Genomic DNA, 22,691 nt, shown 5'->3' on the forward strand with positions numbered 1-22,691 from the left:
CCATTCTAATTAAACCGGGCGCAGATGACTTAGAATCCTGTGTCCGGTAAGCACTCTCAAAGTAAGTTAACTTACCTTGGCATCGAAGTTAACTGACTTCGTCAAGTAAGTTAACTTCATTGGCTATTGAAGCATACTTACTTTTTTACTAACAAGAGCCATCTCTCTACAACTAATAGATAAAGGAATTTCTATTTGGAGCGAGTCATAATATAATCCGCCAACTGGATCAAGGATATCCGAGCCTCGGATTCCGGAAGCCTCAAAAGAACATCGACCGCCTTATCATGATATTCCTTCATGCGGGCCTCGGCATATTCGATTCCACCATTCGCCTTGGCGAACTCGATCAAGGAATCGACATTCTCCGCCGCGAAATCCTTCCGTAAAATCATATCCAAATAACGGGCGGCCTCCTCTTCCCTACCCTGCCGCAAGGCATATAATAATGGAAGCGTAACCTTACCCTCACGAATGTCATTTCCCGTCGGCTTACCGATATTCGCCTCCTTGAAATAATCAAAGATATCATCCTTGATCTGGAAGCAATACCCCAGATACTCGCCAAACTCACGGCAAAGAGCGATCACCTCCGCAGAGGCGCCCGATGAAATGGCCCCAATCTCCGTGCAAGCGGAAAGCAAGGTAGCCGTCTTCTTCTTGATAACTTGCAGATAACAATTCTCGTCTAAGATACTCTCCTCGGCGGTCTCCAATTGCTTGATCTCACCTTCGGACAAGTCTCTGCCTAAATTAGAGATAATCCCGACAATCCGCAAATCGCCGGTTTGTATGGAACGGATCAAAGCGGTAGAAAGCACATAATCACCTACCAACACGGAAATACGGTTATCGAAGATAGCGTTCAATGAGGGAACGCCACGACGTTGCTTCGTCTCATCGATCACGTCATCGTGAATCAATGTAGCGGTATGCAAAAGCTCCAGCAAAACAGCGGAATTGATCGTGTTATCCGTAACCTGTCCACAGACCTTGGCGGTAAGGAGCACCAATAACGGACGCACATGCTTCCCGGTAGAATTCAGTATAACGTCGATAGCCGATTGTAACCGGGTCGTCTCGCTGCGTAGAGATGCCTCGAAATCCTTATTGAAACGTTCAAATTCAGCGGAAACCGGTTCTTCTATTTTCCTTCTTTCATCCATAATTCCATGCAAAGATTCGCAAAAGTAACAAAAACTATCGAGTAAGCGAGTTTTTTCGTACATTTACCCAGATTTTGTCCCACTAAAACGTGTTAAAAGTAATGAAGTTATTCCTTATAGATGCGTATGCGTTAATTTATCGCTCCTATTACGCCTTCATCAAGAATCCGCGTATCAACTCCAAGGGTGTGAATACCTCCGCCATTTTCGGTTTTATCAACAGTCTGGAGGATGTATTAAAACGTGAGAACCCGACTCATATAGCGGTGGCCTTTGACCCGAAGGGACCGACCTTCCGCCATGAGGCCTTCGAGCAATACAAGGCACAACGGGAAGAGACGCCGGAAGTGATCCGTCAATCCGTCCCTATCATTAAAGAAATCATAGAGGCTTACAATATTCCGATTCTGGAAGTACCCCGCTACGAGGCGGACGATGTGATCGGCACCGTGTCCAAACAGGCGGAGAAGGAAGGCTTCGAGGTGTACATGATGACGCCGGATAAAGATTACGGCCAATTGGTGTCCGAACATATATTTATGTATCGTCCGAAATTCGGAGGCGATTACGAGATCATGGGCGTGCCCGAGGTCTTAAACAAGTACGGCCTCACGAGTACGGAGCAAGTGATCGACTTGCTGGGACTGATGGGCGACGCTTCCGATAATATCCCCGGCTGTCCGGGTGTCGGCGAGAAGACCGCTCAAAAACTACTGACCGAATTCGGAAGCATCGAGAACCTGTTAGCGAACACTGATAAGTTGAAAGGCGCGCAAAAGAAGAAGGTAGAGGAGAACGTCGAGCAAATCCGTTTCTCCAAATTCTTGGCGACGATCAAGACGGATGTCCCTATCGAGTTCGATGCCGCCCGTTGCGTTCGTGAAAAGCCAAACGAAGAGCGGCTGACTGAGATTTACACAGAATTGGAATTTAGAACATTTATTAACAAACTAAGTTCTGAGCCAGTCAAAGCCGCTCCGAAAGGTCCCGTTCAAGGCGATTTGTTCGCGATTTTTACGCCCGAGAGTACGGAAGAGCCCAAAAAATCGATTCTCACGGACTTAAAGTCCACCCCCCATAACTATTATTTAACTGATACAGAGGAAAAACAAGCCGATTTAGCCCGCTTTTTATTGGGTCAAGAATTTTTCGCTTTTGACACGGAAACCGATGGCATCGATCCCTTGAAAGCCGGATTGGTCGGAATGTCGTTCGCCGTGAAAGAAAACGAGGCTTGGTATGTTCCTGTTCCCGCCAACTCAGTAGAGGCGGCGAAAGTAGTGGAACGCTTCTCCCCTGCCCTGCAAAATCCGAAATCATTAAAGATCGGGCAAAACATCAAATTCGATATTTTGGTACTTCGTAAATACAACGTGAAGGTAGCCGGTCCTCTGTTCGATACGATGATCGCCCATTACCTGCTGAATCCGGAATTACGGCACGGAATGGATTACCTAGCGGAGACCTACCTCAAGTACCAGACCGTCCACATCGAGGAACTGATCGGCCCAAAAGGAAAGAACCAGTTATCGATGCGAAACGTACCCGTGGAGCAAATCGCCGAATACGCCGCCGAGGACGCGGACATCACGCTCAAGCTAAAGAATTATTTCGCGCCCGAGTTAAAGAAGGAAGGACTGGAATCCCTCTTCACCACGATCGAGATGCCATTAATATATGTATTAGCGGAAATGGAGGCCACCGGCGTCACGCTGGATACGGTAGCGCTTAAACAATCTTCGGGGGAACTTACCGCCTCCATGAACAAACTGGAGCAAGAGGTTTACGAGCTGGCCGGCACGGAATTCAACATCAACTCCACGAAACAGGTCGGCGAAGTCCTTTTCGACCGCTTGAAGCTGGACGAGAAAGCGAAGAAGACCAAAACTGGCGGTTACAGTACCAGCGAGGATGTATTGGAGAAACTTCGCAGCAAACATCCCATCATCGGCAAGCTCCTTGAATACCGCGGACTTAAAAAGTTATTAAGTACCTATATCGACGCTCTACCCGAGTTGATCAATCCGCAGACCGGAAAGATACATACCTCTTTCAACCAAGCGGTAACATCTACCGGACGCCTCAGCTCTACCAATCCGAACCTGCAAAACATTCCGGTACGGGACGATCTGGGCCGTGAGATCCGTAAGGCATTTATCCCGGACAATACGGATTGCCTCTTCTTCTCGGCCGACTACTCCCAGATCGAGCTTCGTATCATGGCCCACCTGAGCGGTGACCCGCATATGATCGAGGCTTTCCAAAGCGGAGCGGATATCCACGCCGCCACAGCCGCCAAGATCTACGGAATCCCGGTAGAAGAAGTAACCAGCGATATGCGCCGGAAGGCGAAAACCGCCAACTTCGGTATCATCTACGGCATCTCCGTCTTCGGGCTCGCCGAGCGTCTGGGCATCCCTCGTTCTGAGTCCAAGGAACTGATAGACGGTTATTTCAGCACCTACCCCCGCATCAAGGAATACATGGAGGAGAGCATCAAGGTAGCCAAGGAAAAAGGATACGTAGAGACCATTTTCAAGCGCAAGCGTTTCCTTCCGGATATCAACTCACACAACGCCGTCGTACGCGGCTATGCCGAGCGAAACGCGATCAATGCCCCTATCCAAGGGAGCGCCGCCGATATCATCAAACTAGCGATGGTACGCATTTACGAACGCTTTGAGGAAGAGGGATTGAAAAGCAAGATGATCCTCCAAGTACACGATGAGTTAAACTTCAATGTCTACAAAGAGGAAGCCGAGGAGGTAAAGAAAATCGTGCTGGAGGAAATGGAAAACGTCATGAAACTACAAGTCCCCTTAATCGCCGATTGCGGCGAGGGAGAGAACTGGTTGGAGGCGCATTAAAATAATGCCGGAATTCCCCTTAAAAAAACATGTACGTGTTTTCCGAAAAACATGTACGACTTTTTCCAAAAACACGTACGTGTTTTTTTAAGACCATAACAGCCTAAGTAAAAACAACAGGGTGTCCTAAATCGCCGGAAGCTTTTTAGGACACCCTATTTATTAGTGATCAAAAGGAACTCTTATTGCTTATAAATCTTCTTAGAGATTATTCCATCCGCCGTCTTTATACGTAAGATATAATGCCCGGAAGGTATCGACAAGGTAGTCGTATATTGTTTCCGGCTATCTATGGTAGTTCCCCAGACAGACGCGCCGTCGTAAGTATAAAGCATCATATTTTCTATCGCCACATCCGATTGAACCGATAATAGGCCGGAAGCGGAATCAAACGCATATTCCAAATCCGAGACAGACGGCTCGGTAACCTCATTAGAAACCACTAGCGAACCATCGATCTTTAGGCAGAACGTACGATAGCTTTCACGGATATCCGTATACTTGGTTTCCCACAGCTCACTCAAGTCACCTTGGTAAGTAGCCATTACGGCAAGCATATCACCAATACCCCAATCAAACGAGCCACTATAAGATACCGTCTGGCTTTTCCCTGCCGGAATCTCCAGCCAATTATTCACCTCCCAACTGTAATCGTCTATCGAGAGATTAGGATCTCGCACGTAAAGGCCGGCCGTACCTTGGAAATTCGTTTTTTGCTTGTTATAGAAAGTCACCTCAAAGGTAGCGGTCCCACTTTCCGCATCATACTCGACCTTTACAGGATCGGCGGTCAAGCTATTCCGTGCCTGTGAGAAAGAAATAACGCTATCCTTCACATCCAACAAGATATAATCATACGGATGATTTACCGAACGGATCGGACGTAGGATGCTATCTCCTTCCATTCCTCCCAGTACGTACATATACAGAGTAACCGTAGTATCCGTGATACCTAGGGACTCACAAAGGAAATCTTTCGTTATATAATTACCTAGCTGAAAGTCCGCGATCGTATCTAAAAATGCCGCTTCGCTGATAGGCAACTCCACCGCCTCATTCTCCTCGAAAAAGGCTAATGTATGGACATAGCTCCCATCTTTCCCCAAGTTAAATAGGTTATAAGTAATCGGAAACTTCTCACCTAGCTTGATACTTTCAATATCTTTAGTACCCAAAGAACTGATCGTTAACAACTTCACAGGCTTCGAGTCATCAGACGGTTTGCGGATACCCGTGATCATGGCTTGGCGTTCATTGTAAGTACGTAAATTATCGTCAATCGCACCTAACTCAAAATATCCACTACCAAACCAGCCCGTATTTAAATGGAAAAGTCCGCTCCGATTATAGCCATCGCAAACAAATGCCCATTTATAGGCCTGATTATTTTCTCCGCTACCTCCTTCATAATAAACCGGACGTTGAGCGGCTAGTTCCGTTTTCAGCAGATCCGTCCATTCTTTTCCGGAAAAGAAGGTCCTATCATACAATTGTATATTCTTATCATATCCAAAATTATTAATGAAAGCCTTCCGTACATCTTCTTTATTAGCCCCCATATCCCATTCATAATTCATATAGGCAGCCGCTCCACAATGAAAAATCAGCGTGGAAACAGCCTCTATCTCATCCCAAGAGGAAGACTCATCAAGAGTAGCAGGCATATTTTCCCAATCATACGTTGTATGCCCAAAATCAGCGGAAACAAGCAACGTACTTCCCGGATTCTTATAATTTACGTTACCCATACCGCTTTTCGGATATTGATAATAATTCATGATCTGCGCCATAGCGACACCTTCCCCACCCGCAAAAGTTAGAACATCATTGACAACCGGGCACATCTCATTGTAGGGAGCATCATCCTTCCATTCCGTTTTAATCAAAGGGATCACCGCCTCCGGAAACCGTGAAGAAGCCTCAACACTATCCACCGCTAGAGGCATCCCGGACCGTAACGCCTTTACATAATGGATATACATACGCATAAAATTCTCCATCGTAGCGGACAGACCTTTCTCCGGCAAAGACCCCTTATCGGATATACCCAATAACTGCTTTCCACGATCTTCTCCGGATACGATTACAAAACCTTGGTTATCCCCTACGTTATACAGGTAAAGTAAGGCATTCTCCACACTCGAGGAACGTAATTTAGAAGGAGCCTCGATGCCTTCCTCCGTCCCTACGTAGGCCAACTTAAACTCAGGAAAAGAACCGGCCCTCAACACCGAGGTATTCTCCATTGAATACTGTTGCTGGGCAATCCGGAGCGCTTCGGCCGAACCTATCGGATCAGCTGAAAGTGTTTGTACACATAGCGTAGCACAAGCTAACAAAGCCAAGTAGACGTGTTTCATTGACATAAAGTTTTGAATGAATATTAAATACTAATACATACAAAGTTATCAAAAGCTTTCAAATTCTTTCTATACATAGGCAAGTCTCTACGCTAATTCATGCAAGAAAATTATGACAAATTAGCCAAAGGATCAGTAAATCTAATAGTATGATGAGAATCTTGTCTAAATTTCCATATTGATTTCCTACATTTACAGACTTAATGTAACGAAATTATGATTAACACTTTAACATCTTTGCGATTTATATTCGCCATGATGGTTTTTGGGGCGCACTGTTATGTAATAGATAATCACTTCGATATCCATTTTTTCAAGGAGGGATTTGTAGGGGTTAGTTTCTTTTTCATGCTAAGCGGTTTTATTATAGCGTACAATTATCAAAAGAAATTTAGTGAGAATAAGATAACCAAACGCACTTTTTGGGTAGCACGCATCGCCCGTATTTATCCCTTACACTCGCTGACCTTATTGATTGCCGTCGCTTTAGGAAACTATGTAATAGCATCGGGAACTATAGATTGGTGCAAGCATTTCCTCGCCTCACTCACATTGACAAACGCCTATATACCAAAAGACAATTACTTTTTTTCATTCAACAGCCCTTCGTGGAGTTTATGTTGTGAACAGCTTTTCTATATTTGTTTTCCTTTCCTTATAGCATTCACGAAAGACTACAGAAAATTACTTAGCACTTTCTTGATTTGCGCGATATTGAGCGTTGTCGGTATGTATTTTACGCCTTTGGAAAGTATAAAAGGATATTGGTATGTTAATCCAATCACCCGACTTCCGGATTTTATAGCCGGGATGCTATTATTTCAATTATACGACCATTTGAAAACTAAAAACATCACCTCCAGCCAAGGAAGTATCATAGAGATCGCGTCAATAGCATTATTCTTAAGTTTCTATCTGTATGCCGCTGAAATCCCCAAAGTATACCGATACTCCTGCTACTACTGGATTCCCATCGCGTTTATCCTAATAAGTTTTTCCCTGCAAAAAGGTATGGTCTCACGACTCCTATCGAACCGCCTCTTAGTGATTGGCGGAGAAATCAGTTACAGTTTCTATTTGATTCATCTTTTTGTACTGCTCTCTTATGCTAAATGGCAAAAAGAAAGCGACTTTCATATAGACTGGTACATCTCGATCCCGCTTCTATTTTGTGTCATAATCCTGTTGAGCCTGTTTTCTTACTACCATTTCGAGAAGCCTATGAACAAACTCGTTAAAACATTATTAAACAAACAATCGATGAGGCAACCGGTTAAGCATGAAGAGAAAGCCTAAGAAAATAACCGTATCAGCCTAAAATTGATTATCTTTGCGAACTCAAAACAAGTCGCTTGGAGCGACTATATAACAGATTGATAATAAAAAATACGATAATAATATGGCATTACAATGTGGCATTGTGGGACTTCCGAACGTAGGAAAGTCTACCCTTTTCAATTGCCTATCCAACGCGAAGGCACAATCAGCGAACTTTCCGTTCTGTACGATCGAACCGAATGTAGGCGTGATCACCGTACCCGACGAGCGACTGAATAAACTAGCGGAAATCGAACATCCGCAACGAGTGATCCCCACCACCGTAGAGATCGTGGATATCGCCGGATTGGTGAAAGGAGCGAGTAAAGGCGAGGGACTGGGCAATAAGTTCTTGGCTAATATCCGTGAGACAGACGCTATCTTGCACGTATTGCGTTGCTTCGACGACGATAATATCGTGCACGTGGACGGACGTGTAGACCCGGTCCGTGATAAGGAGATCATTGACTATGAGCTTCAGATCAAGGATTTGGAAACGATAGACAGCCGTATCGCCAAGGTGCAAAAACAAGCGCAAACCGGAGGTGATAAGCAAGCCAAGATCGCTTACGAGGTACTTTGTAAATACAAAGAGGCTTTAGAACAAGGAAAAAGCGCACGTACCGTTTCTTTTGATACGAAAGACGAGGAGCGCATTGCCCACGATTTATTCTTGCTGACGGATAAACCTGTCATGTATGTTTGTAACGTGGATGAGGCTAGCGCCGTAAATGGCAATAAATATGTAGATGCCGTACGTGAGGCGGTTAAAGACGAAGATGCCCAGATTTTAGTAGTCGCCGCTAAGATCGAGAGCGAGATCGCTGAGTTCGATACCTATGAGGAACGCCAGATGTTCTTACAAGAGATCGGATTGGAAGAGTCTGGCGTAAGCCGTTTGATTAAATCGGCTTATAAATTATTGAATCTGCAAACCTTCTTGACCGCCGGACCGGACGAATGTCGTGCGTGGACGTTCCATAAAGGCTGGAAAGCTCCTCAATGCGCCGGTGTTATCCATACGGACTTCGAAAAAGGATTTATCCGTGCCGAGGTGATCAAGTACGAGGATTATATCGCTTATGGCTCCGAGGCTGCTGTTAAAGAGGCCGGAAAGATGAGCGTTGAAGGTAAGGAATATGTTGTGCAAGATGGAGATATCATGCATTTCCGTTTCAATGTATAAAGAGTAATCGAAATAAATTATATCTTTGAAACCGGGTAAAATAGCGTAAAGCTAATTTTACCCGGTTTTCTTATATCCTTTAAATCTATATGTATATGAAACGTTTTCTCAATTCTGTACTTTGTATGTGTATCGCCGTTTTTTGTACGCATGCCCAAAAAAAGAATGTGACTAGTGTGCTGGAAGTGATGGACATTACGACCGGGCAACGTTCCGTTGTCAAGGAATTCCCTTTTTTAATCGAGGCACCTAACTGGACTCCGGATGGTAATTGGCTTGTATATAATAGTGGAGGAAAATTATATAAGCTCTCTCCGGAATCTCCGGGCGAGCCGCAATTAATCAATAGCGACTATGCGACCCGTTGCAACAACGACCATGTGATCTCTGCGGATGGCAAACAAATAGCGATCAGTAACGGAACAAAAGAAGATGGTAAATCGCGTGTCTATACCCTGCCTTTCGAAGGAGGTGTTCCCCGGTTGATTACCCCACTCGGTCCTAGCTACCTACACGGGTGGAGCCCCGACGGAAAACAACTCGCTTATTGCGCTGAAAGAAACGGTAATTTTGATGTTTACGTCATTCCTTCCCTAGGCGGAGAAGAAAAACGTCTTACGACAGCCGAAGGTTTGGACGATGGCCCCGAATACTCACCTTGCGGACAATATATCTGGTTCAACTCCGTACGTACCGGGCTTATGCAAGTCTGGCGCATGAAAGCGGATGGTTCCGAACAAACCCAAATGACATTCGATGAGACCCGTAATTCTTGGTTTCCCCACATCTCTCCGGATGGAAAACAAATCGTTTTCATCACCTATACAAAAGGAGATCTGGAACCCGGACAGCACCTCGCCAATAAAAACGTAGAGTTACGCCTTATGCCGGCCGAGGGCGGAGAACCTAAGACTTTAGTCAAACTATTCGGCGGCCAAGGTACCATAAACGTAAACTCTTGGGCACCCGATAGCAAACGATTCGCTTTCGTCAGCTACCGGTTAAATTGACTCGTTCCCGTCTCTCCTGTATTCGGAAGGAATAACCCCCGTCTGCTTAATAAACGCACGACGGAACGTACTGATAGAATGGAAGCCCGAACGTTCGGCTATCTCTTGTATACTGGCCAGAGGTTCGGCTTCCAATAGACGTTTACTTTCCTCTACCCTGAAATGGTTTACGTAATCCGAGAAGGAACAACCTAGTTCTTTATTAAACAATTGGGATAGATAAGAACGGCTCATCGGGAAGATCCGCTGTAAATCCGTTAAGCGCAAATCTTCCCGTAGATAGGGCTTTTCACGTTCAAACCACGCCTGTACTTCCTCAACATACCTTTGGCGTATGATGCCTTTCTGTTCCTCACTACCTTGATCATCATCCGTATCCTCCTCCAAATCGGGTAATCCCCATCCGCTCTCGAATGTGTGATCCAAATGGATAACCTTTAGGAACAAGGCCTTATAAAAGAAATAGTACCATAAAACCAATAAAAACGTTTTGTCGATTACATATAGGCTAACCCGATCCGTAAACAACAATACCAAATAAAAAATATACATAGAAGAAAGGATCAGCATGGTCTTTTTCAACCAGTCCAGATCATAATCTTCCGGGTCCGATACATTTTCCCTTAAATACACCTTAAATCCCTCACTATAGCGCAAGATCAGATAAATAGGAACGATCATATACAGAAGCGTGAAAAATAAAATCAAAAGCCTTATAACCACATCCAGATTCAAGGTATCGAATACCTCGCCAAAAGAGTTATAACGATGAATATTTCCACCGGATAGCCGGTAAATCAAAAAAGAAATACCCAATACCCATATCGGACTGGTAAAAATAAAGAAACGGCGAACGGTCATATAGCAAGGTCGTAACACTTCTATCACGTAACAAGCCAATGTAGCTACCACAATACATCCCATAATCAGCACATCCGGATGAAATATCTCTTTTGAATCCTCTAAATACAGGTTAACCGATACTCGTACCGCCGCTAAAAACGCCCATAATAACATACTCCACCCCAAAATCTGTTTTGCCCTATTCTCACGGGCCCGTAGTAGCAGGGTAATACCACCAAAAACACAAAAGCCTAATATCTGTAAGCTTAGTAGAAACTGAATTTTATCCAACATAATAACACTACCTCCTATCTATTAAACAATACGCCCCCCGAATGTTCTTTTTGACCCCTCAGTTAACAATATGAACGCCTTAGACAATTTGAACGATCTAATTTTATACGATTTCACCGACGTTTTAGACCGTATGCACCTCCCTTTCCCCTTAACCACCCGATATTTGCATCCAGAAGTTTCACACAAAAATAAGTAAAATAATGAGAAATTTAGTACTCTTTACCAGTATGATTTTAAGCTTTTGGGGTTGCTCCAACGACAAAGACTTCGGAGGTCTTGAGAATATCGGCTGGAATGAAAAACCACTCCAAATAACGACTCGTATCCTAACTACAAAATCCACCAATTTTATACAAGAATTTAAAGAAGGCTCTATGCTCGGACTACAAATCACGTCCGGTACAGTCGACGATTTATACAATGGCATATCCACTTATAAAAACGTAAGCGTAAAAGCTTATAGAGTGAATGGAAAAATCTGGTGGCAACAGAGTCCGGAAGTGATCCTCGACTCTAATGAAGCTACGATATACGCATATTATCCATATCAAGAAGATATAAATTTTAACGCCCGGCAGATACCTGTTAAACTGGCCCCGAACGCATTGGAGACCGATGATTATATGTATGGAACCCATGCGATCGGACAAAAAGCAGTCAACAGTACCTCGCCACTTGTATTACTCAGCATGAATCATGCCCTATCGCTTATATCTTTCCAGCTGAACCTAAGCAAAGGCAAGACAGGTGCCTTTATTATAAGTTCCGTTCAAGTAGGAAATAAGCCCGGTGGAACAACTTTAGTCAGCGAAGGAACCCTCGATATCACGACAGGCGATATCATCGGTTCTACCGCCCGTAGCACGTCCGCATCCACGGTATTATCCTTGACGAATCCAGTTACCCTCATCAACGAGAAATATTGTGATCCTATGCGGCTCATGGTAATTCCACCTTCCGGCACGATCGGAACCGGAGACGTGGAGACCTTATTCACGATCAACGGAGAAACCTACAAATTTGACATACCCGCTAACACCCAATGGGAAAAAGGGAAAAAATATTTATATAAGCTAAGCTTTAACGGAAGGTCGTTACAATTGCGAGACGTCTCTATCACAGACTGGTTACCGGGTAACGACGAAGGATTGATTGGCAATATCATGTAAGTTTTTTATGTTGTGGTTATTAAGGTGTAATGCCGTGGCAAGCTTTGATCCGTTTGCCACCGGCAACTACACTGAAAATAACAATTGGCTCTATCATTCCGGCGAATTAGACCATCGGCGTCACTACCCGTACGATGTGTTTTTCACTCAGCCGACTCTATATATTCTCTCAATAAGAGAAACAACGGGTCTCGTCCAAATACCCTTTTACATTCAAGGGCTATCATTCCCTCTCAACTTATCGCCAAAAACACTCTTCTATTTGACTATTACAAGAACGAGACCCGTTTAATAATATCTTTATATCTCTTGGATATATTGATTATTATAGTATACAATAAAGCAGGTTACTTTGCGTATTAAGAGGATAAAACAATCGTTACTATATAATATATAAAAATATCATTTTATAACAGGAATGATAATTAATAGTAATAGAATAATAAACTATATTGGCTCAAATGTTTATTGTTTGAAAGGTTCCATTAAAACATTAGACAAAATGAACAAATTATTATTAATTACGATCTTGTTAATCATCTTTACCGGATGTCATGAAAATCAGCAGTGGATGTCCAAAGAGAAATCAACCACACGAAAGTCAGTTCTTGAAATGACCACCCGGTCCTATACGGCAGGTTCTTCAGTATTCACCGAAATTCTGCCCGAAGGGTCCGAAATAGGATTATTTATAACCTATGGTAATCAAGACAGTTTATATAAAGGCGCATCTCTTTATAAAAACGTAAAATCAAAGGCTGTAGGCTCATCAAAAGGTTCTTTAAAATGGAAACAAACACCGCAGGTATTCCTCAGATCTAATCGACCAGTCATGATCTACGCTTACTCACCTTATAAAGTACAAATACCGTTAGATCCCACTTCCATACCGATCAAAATATCCCCAATCGCGGCGGAAACCCCCTTTTATAAATATGGGAGGCTCTCGCAAGGTCAAAAAGAGGTTAACCGTAAATCTCCGCTCGCGAAACTCTCCATGAATTACGCGTTATCACTTCTCTCTTTCGAAATATATCAAGATTCGAACATTAACGGGCTATTCAAGCTAACCTCCATACAGATCGGTAACCGTGCGGGAGGTAATACCTTGCAGTATACCGGCACAATGGATATCGTAACCGGAAATATCAAAGGAACTCCCGGGGCACACAAGGCCACTTTACTTACAATAGATCCATCCGTAACTTTACGACACGCGAAAGCGGAGGAGCAAAATATCCGTATAGTCCCTACCTACTCTCCTATCCGGGAAAAAGAAGTTGAGGCGATCTTTACGATCAATGGGAAGACTTACAAATACATCATTCCGGAAGGCACCTGTTGGAATAAAGGATATAAATACTCATACAAATTCTACTTCGATGGTAAGGAGATTAAGTTTCACGACTTAGTTGCCTGCATTTGGATACCTAAGTTGAATAAAAAATAATTCTTTTTTTGCCTATTTTTGTAACAAACAAATCCCTTATCCCGTCTTCTTTGTGAAAGCCCCACTCTAAGGCGCACGGACGAAGGGCTATCCAAAAACATAGTATTAACGAAAAAGTCAATTACAATGAAAAGATTACTAGCGTTACTGGCCATCCTCCTTATCAGCCAAGTAGGATACGGGCAGCAGAAGATGGATCAATTATTCAATGCTTTCCGGGGTGAAAGCGATGTTACTTCCGTAAATATCGGAAACATAACGATGAAGCTAGCCAGCCTGTTCACCGAGACAATGGGAGTAAACGGTATAGAGATCCTTGAATTTGATAATTGTGCCCAAGAGGTGAAAGACCGACTGTCTACCGCCATACGGAACCTGAGAGATCCTGATTACGAGACGATGGTCACGGCAAATGAAAGGGACAGTCGCACGAAAGTTCTTGTCAAAATAAAAGAGGATATGATCCGTGAACTGGTCATATTCACGACAGGAAACGACAATGCGTTAATCCGTATCAAAGGAAAGATCAGCCCGTCCGATCTAGACCGGGTAATCAATGAGCACAAAACTGGAAATCATTAAGGGCGATACCGATGGACGTTGATGTTTTTAAACAACGGTTCCTTCCATTTCATCCTAAACTCTATCGAATCGCTTATGCCTTATTAGACAATAAAGCGGATGCGGAAGACATACTTCAAGATGCCTATTGCAAATTATGGAATAAAAGGGATGAGCTGGGAGACATCCAGAATCCGGAAGCATTTTCCATAACATTGGTCAAGAATCTTTGTCTGGATTTCCTGCGCTCGCCTAAAGCAAGCCGAAGAGACAACGAAGAGGCATTGGAGACCGTTCTATTAACGACCGACTCCTCGCCGGAAAAGGAACTGGAAGAAAAGGAGGATATCCGGCATATACAGGAACTGATCGAGCAGCTCCCCGAGAACCAGAGGCAGGTAATCCGCCTGCGTGGTATTGAGGATTGTTCCTATGAGGACATTGAACAGATTACAGGGCTTAGCTCCTCTAATATAAGAACATTACTTTCCCGGGCACGCAAATTGATCCGGGAGAAACTAGAAAAAGCAAGTTGTCATGGATGATAAAAAGATAGATGAACTAATAAACAAGGCACTCCAAGAGGATTTAGCCTTACCGGAGGGACTTTCCGAAAGGCTGGAACGACGAATCGACTTCCTAGCCCAAGAAGAGGTATCTCCCCGAGTCTCACGAAGACGTTCCTTCTATTGGATAAGCGGAATCGCCGCCGCTATTCTTGGCGCCCTATTCCTCATCTTCACGGAGACAAATCGTCCGGCTCCCACTATGGCCGATACCTTTACCGATCCTGAAGAGGCAGCTGTCGTAGCCCAAAATGCCTTGGCGTTCATGTCTAGGAATTTAAACAAAGGTCTCGGGCAGGTCAATGAAGCCGGTCAAGAGATCACAAAAATAAACAAGATCGTAAATAAACATTTAAATGATTAATACAATGAGACTCAAACAACTATATACAATACTGCTTCTCTGCTGCGTGAATATCTGTTTTGCCCAGAACAAGCTTTTCGACAAATATGCGGATATGGACGATGTTACTTCCGTATATATCTCCAAGAAGATGTTTCAGATGATGCCGGTCATGGAAACCGCCGGACTCAACCTTGCCAATCTGAAAGGGAAAATAGAATCCCTGCAAATACTCACCACCCAAAAAGCGGATTTGAGGGAACGAATGCGAGGGGAGCTCAAAGCCTTGATCGGAAAGGACCATGAGGAACTCATGCGAGTAAAAGACGGAAAGACCAAAGCCAATTTCTACGTCAAGCAACAAGGAGAACTGATACAGGAGTTGATCATGATAGCCGACATGGACGATGGGGGTTTCAGCGTCATGCAATTGTTAGGGCGTTTTACGCTCCAAGATGTGCAGGAAATTACCAGTGAGATCAACAAATAATTAGGATAATTTCGTGAAAACCATCGGCTTTTTATAGTATCTTCACCACCATAAGTTAAACAAAAATCATACGCGTATGAAAAGATTCATTTTTACAGGGATAATCATCCTGTTTGTTATGGCTGGATGTGGAGGCGACCATTCATCGACCGATGGTCTTATAACCGTGGATGTAAACGATAGTTATTCAACCAAAAAAGAGTTGGTCCTTCAAGACTTCATGGATGTGGAGTATATTCCGCTGGAAACAAACGATGAGTTTATCAATCGGGCATGCGTGCAGGCGGTTGGCGAGAAATACATAATCGTGACAAACTTTTACGATGATGGCAATATTTTCGTATATGGCCGGAACGGAAAAGCTATTCGCAAAATAAATCGCAAGGGACAAGGTGGAGAAGAATACGTGTCTATGAGATCGGTTTCGTTAGATGAAGAAAACGAAGAGATTTTCGTAAATGATTTTCATGCGAAAAAGATAAGGGTTTATGATTTGGAAGGAAATTTCAAACGAAGTCTGAATCAAAGAAGCGAGAAAAGTTCGTTTTACGTGGAAATGCTTGATTATGACAAGGACAACTTGATTTGCTATGATAAGTTTAATTTTGAGGTACCGTTCTTGCTTGTGTCGAAGCAAGATGGAAGTATAACGAAAGAAATCACGGTTCCATATAAAGAGAAGCAATTATTCCATATCGTTGAAAGACTTTATGATAAAGGAGAAACAAGAGCAGCTGGACCAGGTCCGTATAACAGTATAATTCCTTTTAAGGGTAATTGGATTCTATTTGAGGCCTCTGCAGATACGGTCTACACCTTAATGCCTGATTACAGTTTGCGCCCGCTTATCGCACGAACACCCCCTATCCACACCATGGATCCGGGCGTTTTCGTCGTCTTAAGATTGATTTCCGATCGTTATTATTTCATGGAAAGCGTAACGAATATATATGATTTTAACACAGGAGAAGGTTTCCCGAGAAAGTACTTCGCATACGATACGCAAGAAAAGAAATTTTTCAACTATATCACATACAACGATGATTATTCTTATAAGAAAGAAATCTATATGGTGACATTTCCTCCCATCAATTCAAAAGGCGAATTGTGTTCTACCATCAATGCTTCCGATCTTTGCCAGGACTATAAAAGGGGAAAGCTGAAAGGCAAACTAAAAGAGGTAGCCGCGACATTGGAAGAGGATGACAACCGGGTGGTAGTGTTGGTGAGACCTAAAAAGTAAACGATTACCAATCATCGGTAATACGATCAAGCGGATTATTTCCCCGTAATAATCCGCTTAATCTCACTCAGTTTGTTCAAGGCTTCCAAGGGGGTAAGATTATTCACGTCCAAGTTCTTGATCTCATCCCGTACTTGGCTCAACACCGGATCATCCAACTGGAAGAAACTCAGCTGATACCCCTCGGCGGCAGACGCGATCGCTTTTACAGGTTTACCCCCGATGCCTTCCTGACGATTCTCGGACTCCAACTGCTTCAAGATCTCATTCGAACGCTTCACGATGCTTTTAGGCATACCGGCCATTTTCGCCACGTGGATACCAAAGCTATGCTCGCTTCCTCCCGGTATCAACTTACGCAAGAATATCACCTTATTCCCTACTTCCTTGACCGATACGTTATAGTTCTTGATCCGCTTAAAGGCACGCTCCATCTCGTTCAGCTCGTGGTAATGGGTAGCGAACAGCGTCTTCGCCTTCGCATTCGGGTGCTCATGAATATATTCCACGATCGCCCAAGCGATCGATATGCCATCGTAGGTACTGGTACCCCGGCCTAACTCGTCGAACAGTACCAAGCTCCGGGAAGTCATATTATTCAATATATCGGAGGCCTCATTCATCTCTACCATAAAAGTAGACTCACCCACCGAGATATTATCCGAGGCACCTACACGGGTAAATATCTTATCCACGATACCTATATGGGCGCTCTCGGCCGGAACAAAGCAACCGATTTGCGCCATGAGCGTAATCAAGGCTGTCTGACGCAATAAGGCGGACTTACCGGCCATATTCGGACCCGTGATAATGATGATCTGTTGTTTCTCGTCATCCAGATAGACATCATTGGCGATATAAGGTTCTCCCAAGGGCAGTTGTTTCTCGATTACCGGGTGGCGACCTCCCTTTATGTCGATCTTGTCGGAATCACTCACGATCGGACGGATATACTTATTCGCCTCCGCGGCCTTGGCGAAAGATAAAAGGCAATCGATACGCCCGATCAAGTTCGCGTTCATCTGGATAGGCGGAATATACTCCGTCAAGGCCAATACCAGCTCATTGAAAAGGCGGGTCTCCAGAGCAAGTATCTTTTCTTCCGCCCCTAATATCTTCTCCTCGTATTCCTTCAACTCCTCGGTAATATAGCGCTCGGCGTTCACCAAGGTCTGTTTACGGATCCAATTCGCCGGGACTTTATCCTTATGGGTATTACGTACCTCTATATAATAGCCGAAGACGTTGTTGAAAGCGATCTTCAAGCTTGGGATACCCGTCAATTCGATCTCGCGCTGCTGTACCTTCAACAAATAATCCTTGCCGGAATAAGCGATGGCACGCAAGTCATCCAATTCCTCGTTGACCCCCTTCGCTATAATTCCTCCCTTATTGACCAACGAAGGGGGATCGTTATTAATCTCTTTCTCAATCCGGTCGCGGATCAAGGCGCAAGCGTTTAATTGCTCCCCGATCCGGCATAAGCTGGGTTCCTCACTCGCCATACATGCCTCCTTGATCGGCTCGATCGCACGAAGCGCGACCTTTAGCTGAACCACCTCACGAGGAGATACACGGCCGACAGCCACCTTGGAGATAATACGTTCCAAATCGCCGATCTGCTCCAACTGCGTATCCAGCAACTCCTTTGTCTCCGGTTCACGGAAGAAATAATCCACGACCTCTTGGCGTTCTTGGATCGGTTTTACATCCTTTAGCGGGAATAGTATCCACCGGCGAAGCATACGAGAGCCCATCGGCGAGATCGTCTTATCGATCACGTCCAACAAGCTTGTTCCCTCATCGTTCATCGTACCCACCAGTTCCAAGCTGCGTACCGTAAACTTATCCAAGCGGACGTATCGATCCTCCTCGATACGGGATAAAGCGGTGATATGGGAAATATGCGTGTGCTGGGTCTGGTCCAGATAATACAGAATCGCCCCGGAAGCGATAATACCTAATTTCAGATGTTGTACGCCAAAACCCTTCAGGTTCTTCGTCTCGAAATGCTTCAACAGGCGATCCTCGGCAGCCGAGGTCGTAAAGATCCAGTCATCCAGCTCAAAGATAAAGAAACGAGGACCGAAAGCCTCCTCGAAACGTTTCTTGTTTCCTCGTTCGATCAAGACTTCCTTCGGGGAAAAGTTATTGAGTAATTTGTCGATATAGTCTATAGAACCCTCCGCCGTCATAAACTCGCCGGTAGAGATATCCAAGAAAGAGATACCACATACCTCCTTGGCGAAATGGATAGAGGCCAAGAAATTATTCTCTTTATGATTCAGTATATTATCATTGATGGAAACACCGGGAGTCACCAATTCCGTAATACCCCGCTTCACCAGTTTCTTCGTCAACTTAGGGTCTTCCAGCTGGTCGCAAATAGCCACACGCTTTCCGGCCCGCACCAACTTCGGCAGATAAGAATCCAAGGCATGATGTGGAAATCCCGCCATCTCGACATGCTGCGCCACGCCATTCGCACGTTTGGTCTGTACGATACCCAGTATTTCCGCGCCAATCACGGCGTCCTCGCCATACATCTCGTAAAAGTCTCCAACCCGGAATAAAAGGATAGCGTCCGGATGTTTCGCTTTTATATCGAAATACTGCTTCATCAAAGGGGTTTCCACAACTTTTGCCACGATAGTAATCTTTTAAATGCGTTTACAATTTATCCGCACAAAGGTACTATTTTTTTTCTATCCGTTTACTTTCTTATAATCCGCTAGAAAAGTAGCCAGCCCACTATCCGTTAACGGGTGTTTCAATAAGCCTTTAATGGCGGACAAAGGACAAGTAGCCACATCCGCCCCGGCCTCCACGCATTGGATGATATGCTGGGTGCTACGGATAGAAGCCGCCAATACTTGGGTATCATAATCGTAATAATCATACATTTCCACGATCTTACGTACCAGCTCTATCCCGTCGCTGGCGATATCATCCAAACGCCCGACGAACGGCGATACATACGTAGCCCCGGCCTTAGCCGCCAATAACGCCTGACCGACAGAGAAAACCAGCGTACAATTCGTACGGATGCCTTTTCTGGTGAAATATTTTATCGCTTTAATCCCCGCTTCGATACAAGGTACTTTAACGACTATATTAGGATGTAAAGCTGCCAACTCCTCCCCTTCTTTTATCATGCCCTCTAAGTCGGTAGCGATTACCTCGGCGCTTACATCCCCGCCCACGATCTCGCAAATTTCCAAATAGTGTTTCCGTTGATTTTCCACCCCCCGGATTCCCTCTTTCGCCATTAAGGACGGATTAGTCGTCACGCCATCCAATACTCCCAATTCATTCGCTTCCCGGATTTGATCCAGATTCGCCGTGTCAATAAAAAACTTCATAGCTTTACACTTTAATGTTACGTATTTATATAACCCTTCTGATTCGCTATTAGTTCTAAATCAACCGCCTCAATCGCCTACTAATTCGATATACAAGTCGTTAAGCCATTTGCGGAGATGTAAGACGGCGTATCTTTTCCGGGACAGAAGCGTATTCACCGGAACATCCGTCGCCTCGGAGATCTCCTTAAAAGAAAAGCCTTCCAGCTCGGTCAACTCAAAAACCGTACGCTGCTCATCCGGCAACTCCGCTAAAGCGTTCTCTAACTCCTCCCATACCAAGGAACGGATAAAATCCATCTCAGGGGACTGATCCTCATCCATCAGCCACTCAGAAATCTCATTCATAAACCTTCCTTCCGAATCTTCCCCTTGCTTATAGGGCATTGGCTCCTCCGTATGCTTCCTGCTACGATCTATGATCTGGTTCCTCGCCACGGAATAAAGCCAAGCAGATACTTGCCCTATCACGGTACCCTCCGAGTCTGTTTTCAACAGTTGGTAAAAAACATTTTGTAAGATATCCTCGCAATCCTCTTTGGAGGGGACTCGTTTAGAGATAAAACTCTTTAGCTGAGATTGGTATTTCCTGAATATATCCGATATAGGTATATTTTCAGTCTGCCGTGTCATTCTTTCTCCTCATTAAAGCCATTCATCCATCTACGAATAAAGGCTTTTTTCTCCTCCAGAGATACATGTCCCATCCGCTCATGAAAACGCCTATGCTCTTTCCGCCAATTCACATTCCGGTTACCCATGAAACCGAAGTGATGCCAAGGTCCCCCAAACAATAGGCGTGTCAATACCATCAAGCCTGCCGCCTGCCAGTAATTGATAGTCGTCCAGCCCGTGATAGACGGGATCAAGGCATTCCACAACAACATAACCACTGCTACGATCGCCGCGAAGACAGCGATAAATATAACGACGTGCGTTATTTTTCTCCATGCGTTCATATTACTTATCTGATTTTTTATTCGTTTTTACTTTGTGGTCACTAACTCAATCGCCTTAGCAGGACATATATGGACACATTTCCCGCATCCTACGCAGTTTTCCAGATATTCCACGGAAGCCAGCAGGCAGTGTCCGTTATCGATCATCTTCAACACATCGCGCCTACATCTATCAACGCAACTTCCACATCCTGTACAATCATATGAGGCTATCTCCAAAGAGAGTACCTCCTTCTTTTTATGCCAAAACATCTTTTCTTCTCTTTTAATTATTAAACTTCATTCTCGAGTCAGACATGTCCTTCTATTTAGGGAGACGATCGAGAAGAAAAGATATTTTATGAGAATACTTATTTTACAGACAAAGTATATTTCCTATCGATCCATTCGGCCAATGAAATACCGCCCAATTCTTCGATAGTCTCTTTCCTTTTATAAGGTTTTAGTTGATGAATACGTTTCCAAATATCATTAAGCCAGACCTCATATCGGTTAGGCAACATAAGTTCTGGACGGAATTCCGATATATCTAAGTCTAAATCATCACTATAAAGAAGATAGTTCTTTATTAAAGTCGCAGATTCTAACAACTCACCAACCACATGCGGTAAAGGAAAAGGCAGAAGTTCATCATTCAGTTTCAATTGTTGGCCCCCAGCGGAAAAAGTGTCCCGCATATGAAAATTAACAACAGACCGGCGCGTACATAACCATAAGGCAGCATTCTCATAATTCCCACTCACTACTTCCGGGAATAAAATAAATATCTCCGCTTTTAGTCTCTTATTCCTTTCCGGATCCGCATATTCTCCATTATCCACCCACAGGCTTATATTCATATCCGTATGCTCCTCCAAACTTTCCTCAGCGGAAGTGCCCAACCACCAAGGCATAGCTTTCTTTTTGGCTTTAATGGCTTTTTCCCTATAATATTTTCGAACGATCTCTATAGAATCCGAAGCATTCCTTAATTGATCATAAGCAACTCCCATCTTACTAAAAATAGTCTGCTCTTTCGTTAATTCCATATTAATCAAATAACGGGGAGAATGGGTAACAGCTATATCGGAGAGACAATCCTCATAAGGACGGCACTTAAACTCCGCCGTCTTACCTCCCAGTTTGCCGAAGAGCATATAGATATTTTCTACATTCTTATCACGTGTAGACTCCACGATGCTACTTCCCGTAGATGTCCAATGGTTCTCTTTTGTAGATTTTACCTCAACCCCATAATATTTCTCCGCGATAATATCTGGAAAATATTGGGCGGAAACCAAGCGTATCTCCTCCGCACGGAAAGGAGTTCTACCGCAAAGTTCTTTCATCACGTTCACTACTACATTTTCCAGTTCCTTACTCTTACAATCGCAATACGTACCCGGAATAGCAGCTGCTTTTTCATTCAAGTATGATTCCAGCATAAACATAAAATCCGCAAAAGCCTCATCCGCTTTTTGAAGATTTCTATTACGCACAGTAATAATATTCTCCTCTTCCAT

Annotated in this window: 20 protein-coding genes; 11 read left to right on the forward strand and 9 right to left on the reverse strand. The window is 44.1% G+C overall.

Annotation, left to right across the window (positions count from 1 at the left end; translation table 11 throughout):
* Window positions 1-191 precede the first annotated feature (191 nt).
* Complete coding sequence (locus DW033_RS15055) at window positions 192-1,166, reverse strand: polyprenyl synthetase family protein (RefSeq protein WP_057327041.1); 975 nt, start codon at window positions 1,164-1,166, stop codon at window positions 192-194.
* 101 nt (window positions 1,167-1,267) lie between these two features.
* On the opposite strand from DW033_RS15055, the gene polA reads away from it, so the two are divergent.
* On the forward strand, window positions 1,268-4,033 hold the full coding sequence (gene polA, locus DW033_RS15060) for a DNA polymerase I (RefSeq protein WP_122382882.1): 2,766 nt from the start codon (window positions 1,268-1,270) through the stop codon (window positions 4,031-4,033).
* A gap of 182 nt (window positions 4,034-4,215) precedes the next feature.
* Here the strand turns inward: polA and DW033_RS15065 are convergent, their stop codons facing one another.
* The gene (locus tag DW033_RS15065; protein WP_229103478.1) at window positions 4,216-6,393 is read right to left on the reverse strand and encodes a thiol protease/hemagglutinin PrtT; all 2,178 of its coding nucleotides are present in this window, start codon (window positions 6,391-6,393) and stop codon (window positions 4,216-4,218) included.
* Window positions 6,394-6,609: 216 nt separating this feature from the next.
* Between DW033_RS15065 and DW033_RS15070 the strand changes: the two genes are divergently transcribed.
* The 3 genes from DW033_RS15070 (at window position 6,610) to DW033_RS15080 (ending at window position 9,906) form a co-directional block, all read left to right on the forward strand.
* Window positions 6,610-7,689 carry an acyltransferase gene (locus tag DW033_RS15070; RefSeq protein ID WP_048926928.1) on the forward strand — a complete coding sequence of 360 codons (1,080 nt, stop codon included), beginning with the start codon at window positions 6,610-6,612 and terminating at the stop codon, window positions 7,687-7,689.
* Window positions 7,690-7,792: 103 nt separating this feature from the next.
* Window positions 7,793-8,896, forward strand: coding sequence for a redox-regulated ATPase YchF (ychF, locus tag DW033_RS15075; RefSeq protein ID WP_005863784.1), 1,104 nt, complete (start codon window positions 7,793-7,795; stop codon window positions 8,894-8,896).
* Window positions 8,897-8,991: 95 nt separating this feature from the next.
* A complete protein-coding gene (locus DW033_RS15080) occupies window positions 8,992-9,906 on the forward strand; it encodes a TolB family protein (RefSeq protein ID WP_008773214.1) in 915 nt (304 codons plus the stop codon).
* On the opposite strand, the gene DW033_RS15085 is transcribed toward DW033_RS15080, so the two are convergent.
* On the reverse strand, window positions 9,898-11,043 hold the full coding sequence (locus DW033_RS15085; RefSeq protein WP_005860425.1) for an AraC family transcriptional regulator: 1,146 nt from the start codon (window positions 11,041-11,043) through the stop codon (window positions 9,898-9,900). The two genes, DW033_RS15080 and DW033_RS15085, sit on opposite strands and share 9 nt — an antisense overlap.
* Window positions 11,044-11,246: 203 nt before the next feature.
* Here DW033_RS15085 and DW033_RS15090 point away from each other — a divergent pair, with 203 nt between their 5' ends.
* The 7 genes from DW033_RS15090 (at window position 11,247) to DW033_RS15125 (ending at window position 16,868) form a co-directional block, all read left to right on the forward strand.
* Entirely contained in the window at window positions 11,247-12,215 is a 969-nt protein-coding gene (locus DW033_RS15090; RefSeq protein ID WP_122382883.1) for a fimbrillin family protein, read from the forward strand.
* Window positions 12,216-12,717: 502 nt separating this feature from the next.
* The gene (locus DW033_RS15100; RefSeq protein WP_048926929.1) at window positions 12,718-13,665 is read left to right on the forward strand and encodes a fimbrillin family protein; all 948 of its coding nucleotides are present in this window, start codon (window positions 12,718-12,720) and stop codon (window positions 13,663-13,665) included.
* A 126-nt stretch (window positions 13,666-13,791) separates the two neighbouring features.
* Window positions 13,792-14,247, forward strand: a complete 456-nt coding sequence (locus DW033_RS15105; protein ID WP_048926930.1) for a DUF4252 domain-containing protein — start codon at window positions 13,792-13,794, stop codon at window positions 14,245-14,247.
* Between the two features lie 11 nt (window positions 14,248-14,258).
* Window positions 14,259-14,771: an RNA polymerase sigma factor gene (locus tag DW033_RS15110; protein WP_005863772.1), complete on the forward strand. Its 513-nt coding sequence runs from the start codon at window positions 14,259-14,261 to the stop codon at window positions 14,769-14,771.
* Complete coding sequence (locus DW033_RS15115; RefSeq protein WP_048926931.1) at window positions 14,764-15,156, forward strand: hypothetical protein; 393 nt, start codon at window positions 14,764-14,766, stop codon at window positions 15,154-15,156. The genes DW033_RS15110 and DW033_RS15115 overlap by 8 nt, the downstream gene beginning before the upstream one ends.
* Window positions 15,149-15,625 (forward strand): DUF4252 domain-containing protein, encoded by a 477-nt coding sequence (locus DW033_RS15120; protein ID WP_081024254.1) that lies wholly within the window; start codon window positions 15,149-15,151, stop codon window positions 15,623-15,625. The genes DW033_RS15115 and DW033_RS15120 overlap by 8 nt, the downstream gene beginning before the upstream one ends.
* Window positions 15,626-15,701: 76 nt before the next feature.
* Window positions 15,702-16,868: a 6-bladed beta-propeller gene (locus DW033_RS15125; RefSeq protein ID WP_048926932.1), complete on the forward strand. Its 1,167-nt coding sequence runs from the start codon at window positions 15,702-15,704 to the stop codon at window positions 16,866-16,868.
* Between the two features lie 35 nt (window positions 16,869-16,903).
* Here the strand turns inward: DW033_RS15125 and mutS are convergent, their stop codons facing one another.
* The 6 genes from mutS to DW033_RS15155 all read right to left on the reverse strand — a co-directional run bounded on the left by mutS (window position 16,904) and on the right by DW033_RS15155 (window position 22,691).
* Window positions 16,904-19,489 (reverse strand): DNA mismatch repair protein MutS, encoded by a 2,586-nt coding sequence (gene mutS / locus DW033_RS15130; protein WP_154396195.1) that lies wholly within the window; start codon window positions 19,487-19,489, stop codon window positions 16,904-16,906.
* 84 nt (window positions 19,490-19,573) lie between these two features.
* On the reverse strand, window positions 19,574-20,230 hold the full coding sequence (gene fsa, locus DW033_RS15135; protein WP_005860406.1) for a fructose-6-phosphate aldolase: 657 nt from the start codon (window positions 20,228-20,230) through the stop codon (window positions 19,574-19,576).
* A 69-nt stretch (window positions 20,231-20,299) separates the two neighbouring features.
* A complete protein-coding gene (locus DW033_RS15140) occupies window positions 20,300-20,863 on the reverse strand; it encodes an RNA polymerase sigma factor (protein ID WP_048926934.1) in 564 nt (187 codons plus the stop codon).
* Window positions 20,860-21,189: a hypothetical protein gene (locus tag DW033_RS15145; RefSeq protein ID WP_048926935.1), complete on the reverse strand. Its 330-nt coding sequence runs from the start codon at window positions 21,187-21,189 to the stop codon at window positions 20,860-20,862. The genes DW033_RS15140 and DW033_RS15145 overlap by 4 nt, the downstream gene beginning before the upstream one ends.
* Before the next feature lie 27 nt (window positions 21,190-21,216).
* Complete coding sequence (locus DW033_RS15150; protein ID WP_048926936.1) at window positions 21,217-21,441, reverse strand: ATP-binding protein; 225 nt, start codon at window positions 21,439-21,441, stop codon at window positions 21,217-21,219.
* 98 nt (window positions 21,442-21,539) lie between these two features.
* Window positions 21,540-22,691, reverse strand: a complete 1,152-nt coding sequence (locus DW033_RS15155; RefSeq protein ID WP_121961241.1) for a hypothetical protein — start codon at window positions 22,689-22,691, stop codon at window positions 21,540-21,542.

Origin of the sequence: Parabacteroides sp. AF39-10AC (assembly GCF_003635405.1) — a bacterium.
Taxonomy (GTDB): domain Bacteria; phylum Bacteroidota; class Bacteroidia; order Bacteroidales; family Tannerellaceae; genus Parabacteroides; species Parabacteroides distasonis.

Bases quoted from the DNA above. Each gene is read 5' to 3' on its own strand.
- DW033_RS15055 (WP_057327041.1), bottom strand. From the start codon at position 1,166: ATGGATGAAAGAAGGAAAATAGAAGAACCGGTTTCCGCTGAATTTGAA.
- polA (WP_122382882.1), top strand. From the start codon at position 1,268: ATGAAGTTATTCCTTATAGATGCGTATGCGTTAATTTATCGCTCCTAT.
- DW033_RS15065 (WP_229103478.1), bottom strand. From the start codon at position 6,393: ATGAAACACGTCTACTTGGCTTTGTTAGCTTGTGCTACGCTATGTGTA.
- DW033_RS15070 (WP_048926928.1), top strand. From the start codon at position 6,610: ATGATTAACACTTTAACATCTTTGCGATTTATATTCGCCATGATGGTT.
- ychF (WP_005863784.1), top strand. From the start codon at position 7,793: ATGGCATTACAATGTGGCATTGTGGGACTTCCGAACGTAGGAAAGTCT.
- DW033_RS15080 (WP_008773214.1), top strand. From the start codon at position 8,992: ATGAAACGTTTTCTCAATTCTGTACTTTGTATGTGTATCGCCGTTTTT.
- DW033_RS15085 (WP_005860425.1), bottom strand. From the start codon at position 11,043: ATGTTGGATAAAATTCAGTTTCTACTAAGCTTACAGATATTAGGCTTT.
- DW033_RS15090 (WP_122382883.1), top strand. From the start codon at position 11,247: ATGAGAAATTTAGTACTCTTTACCAGTATGATTTTAAGCTTTTGGGGT.
- DW033_RS15100 (WP_048926929.1), top strand. From the start codon at position 12,718: ATGAACAAATTATTATTAATTACGATCTTGTTAATCATCTTTACCGGA.
- DW033_RS15105 (WP_048926930.1), top strand. From the start codon at position 13,792: ATGAAAAGATTACTAGCGTTACTGGCCATCCTCCTTATCAGCCAAGTA.
- DW033_RS15110 (WP_005863772.1), top strand. From the start codon at position 14,259: ATGGACGTTGATGTTTTTAAACAACGGTTCCTTCCATTTCATCCTAAA.
- DW033_RS15115 (WP_048926931.1), top strand. From the start codon at position 14,764: ATGGATGATAAAAAGATAGATGAACTAATAAACAAGGCACTCCAAGAG.
- DW033_RS15120 (WP_081024254.1), top strand. From the start codon at position 15,149: ATGATTAATACAATGAGACTCAAACAACTATATACAATACTGCTTCTC.
- DW033_RS15125 (WP_048926932.1), top strand. From the start codon at position 15,702: ATGAAAAGATTCATTTTTACAGGGATAATCATCCTGTTTGTTATGGCT.
- mutS (WP_154396195.1), bottom strand. From the start codon at position 19,489: ATGAAGCAGTATTTCGATATAAAAGCGAAACATCCGGACGCTATCCTT.
- fsa (WP_005860406.1), bottom strand. From the start codon at position 20,230: ATGAAGTTTTTTATTGACACGGCGAATCTGGATCAAATCCGGGAAGCG.
- DW033_RS15140 (WP_048926934.1), bottom strand. From the start codon at position 20,863: ATGACACGGCAGACTGAAAATATACCTATATCGGATATATTCAGGAAA.
- DW033_RS15145 (WP_048926935.1), bottom strand. From the start codon at position 21,189: ATGAACGCATGGAGAAAAATAACGCACGTCGTTATATTTATCGCTGTC.
- DW033_RS15150 (WP_048926936.1), bottom strand. From the start codon at position 21,441: ATGTTTTGGCATAAAAAGAAGGAGGTACTCTCTTTGGAGATAGCCTCA.
- DW033_RS15155 (WP_121961241.1), bottom strand. From the start codon at position 22,691: ATGGAAGAGGAGAATATTATTACTGTGCGTAATAGAAATCTTCAAAAA.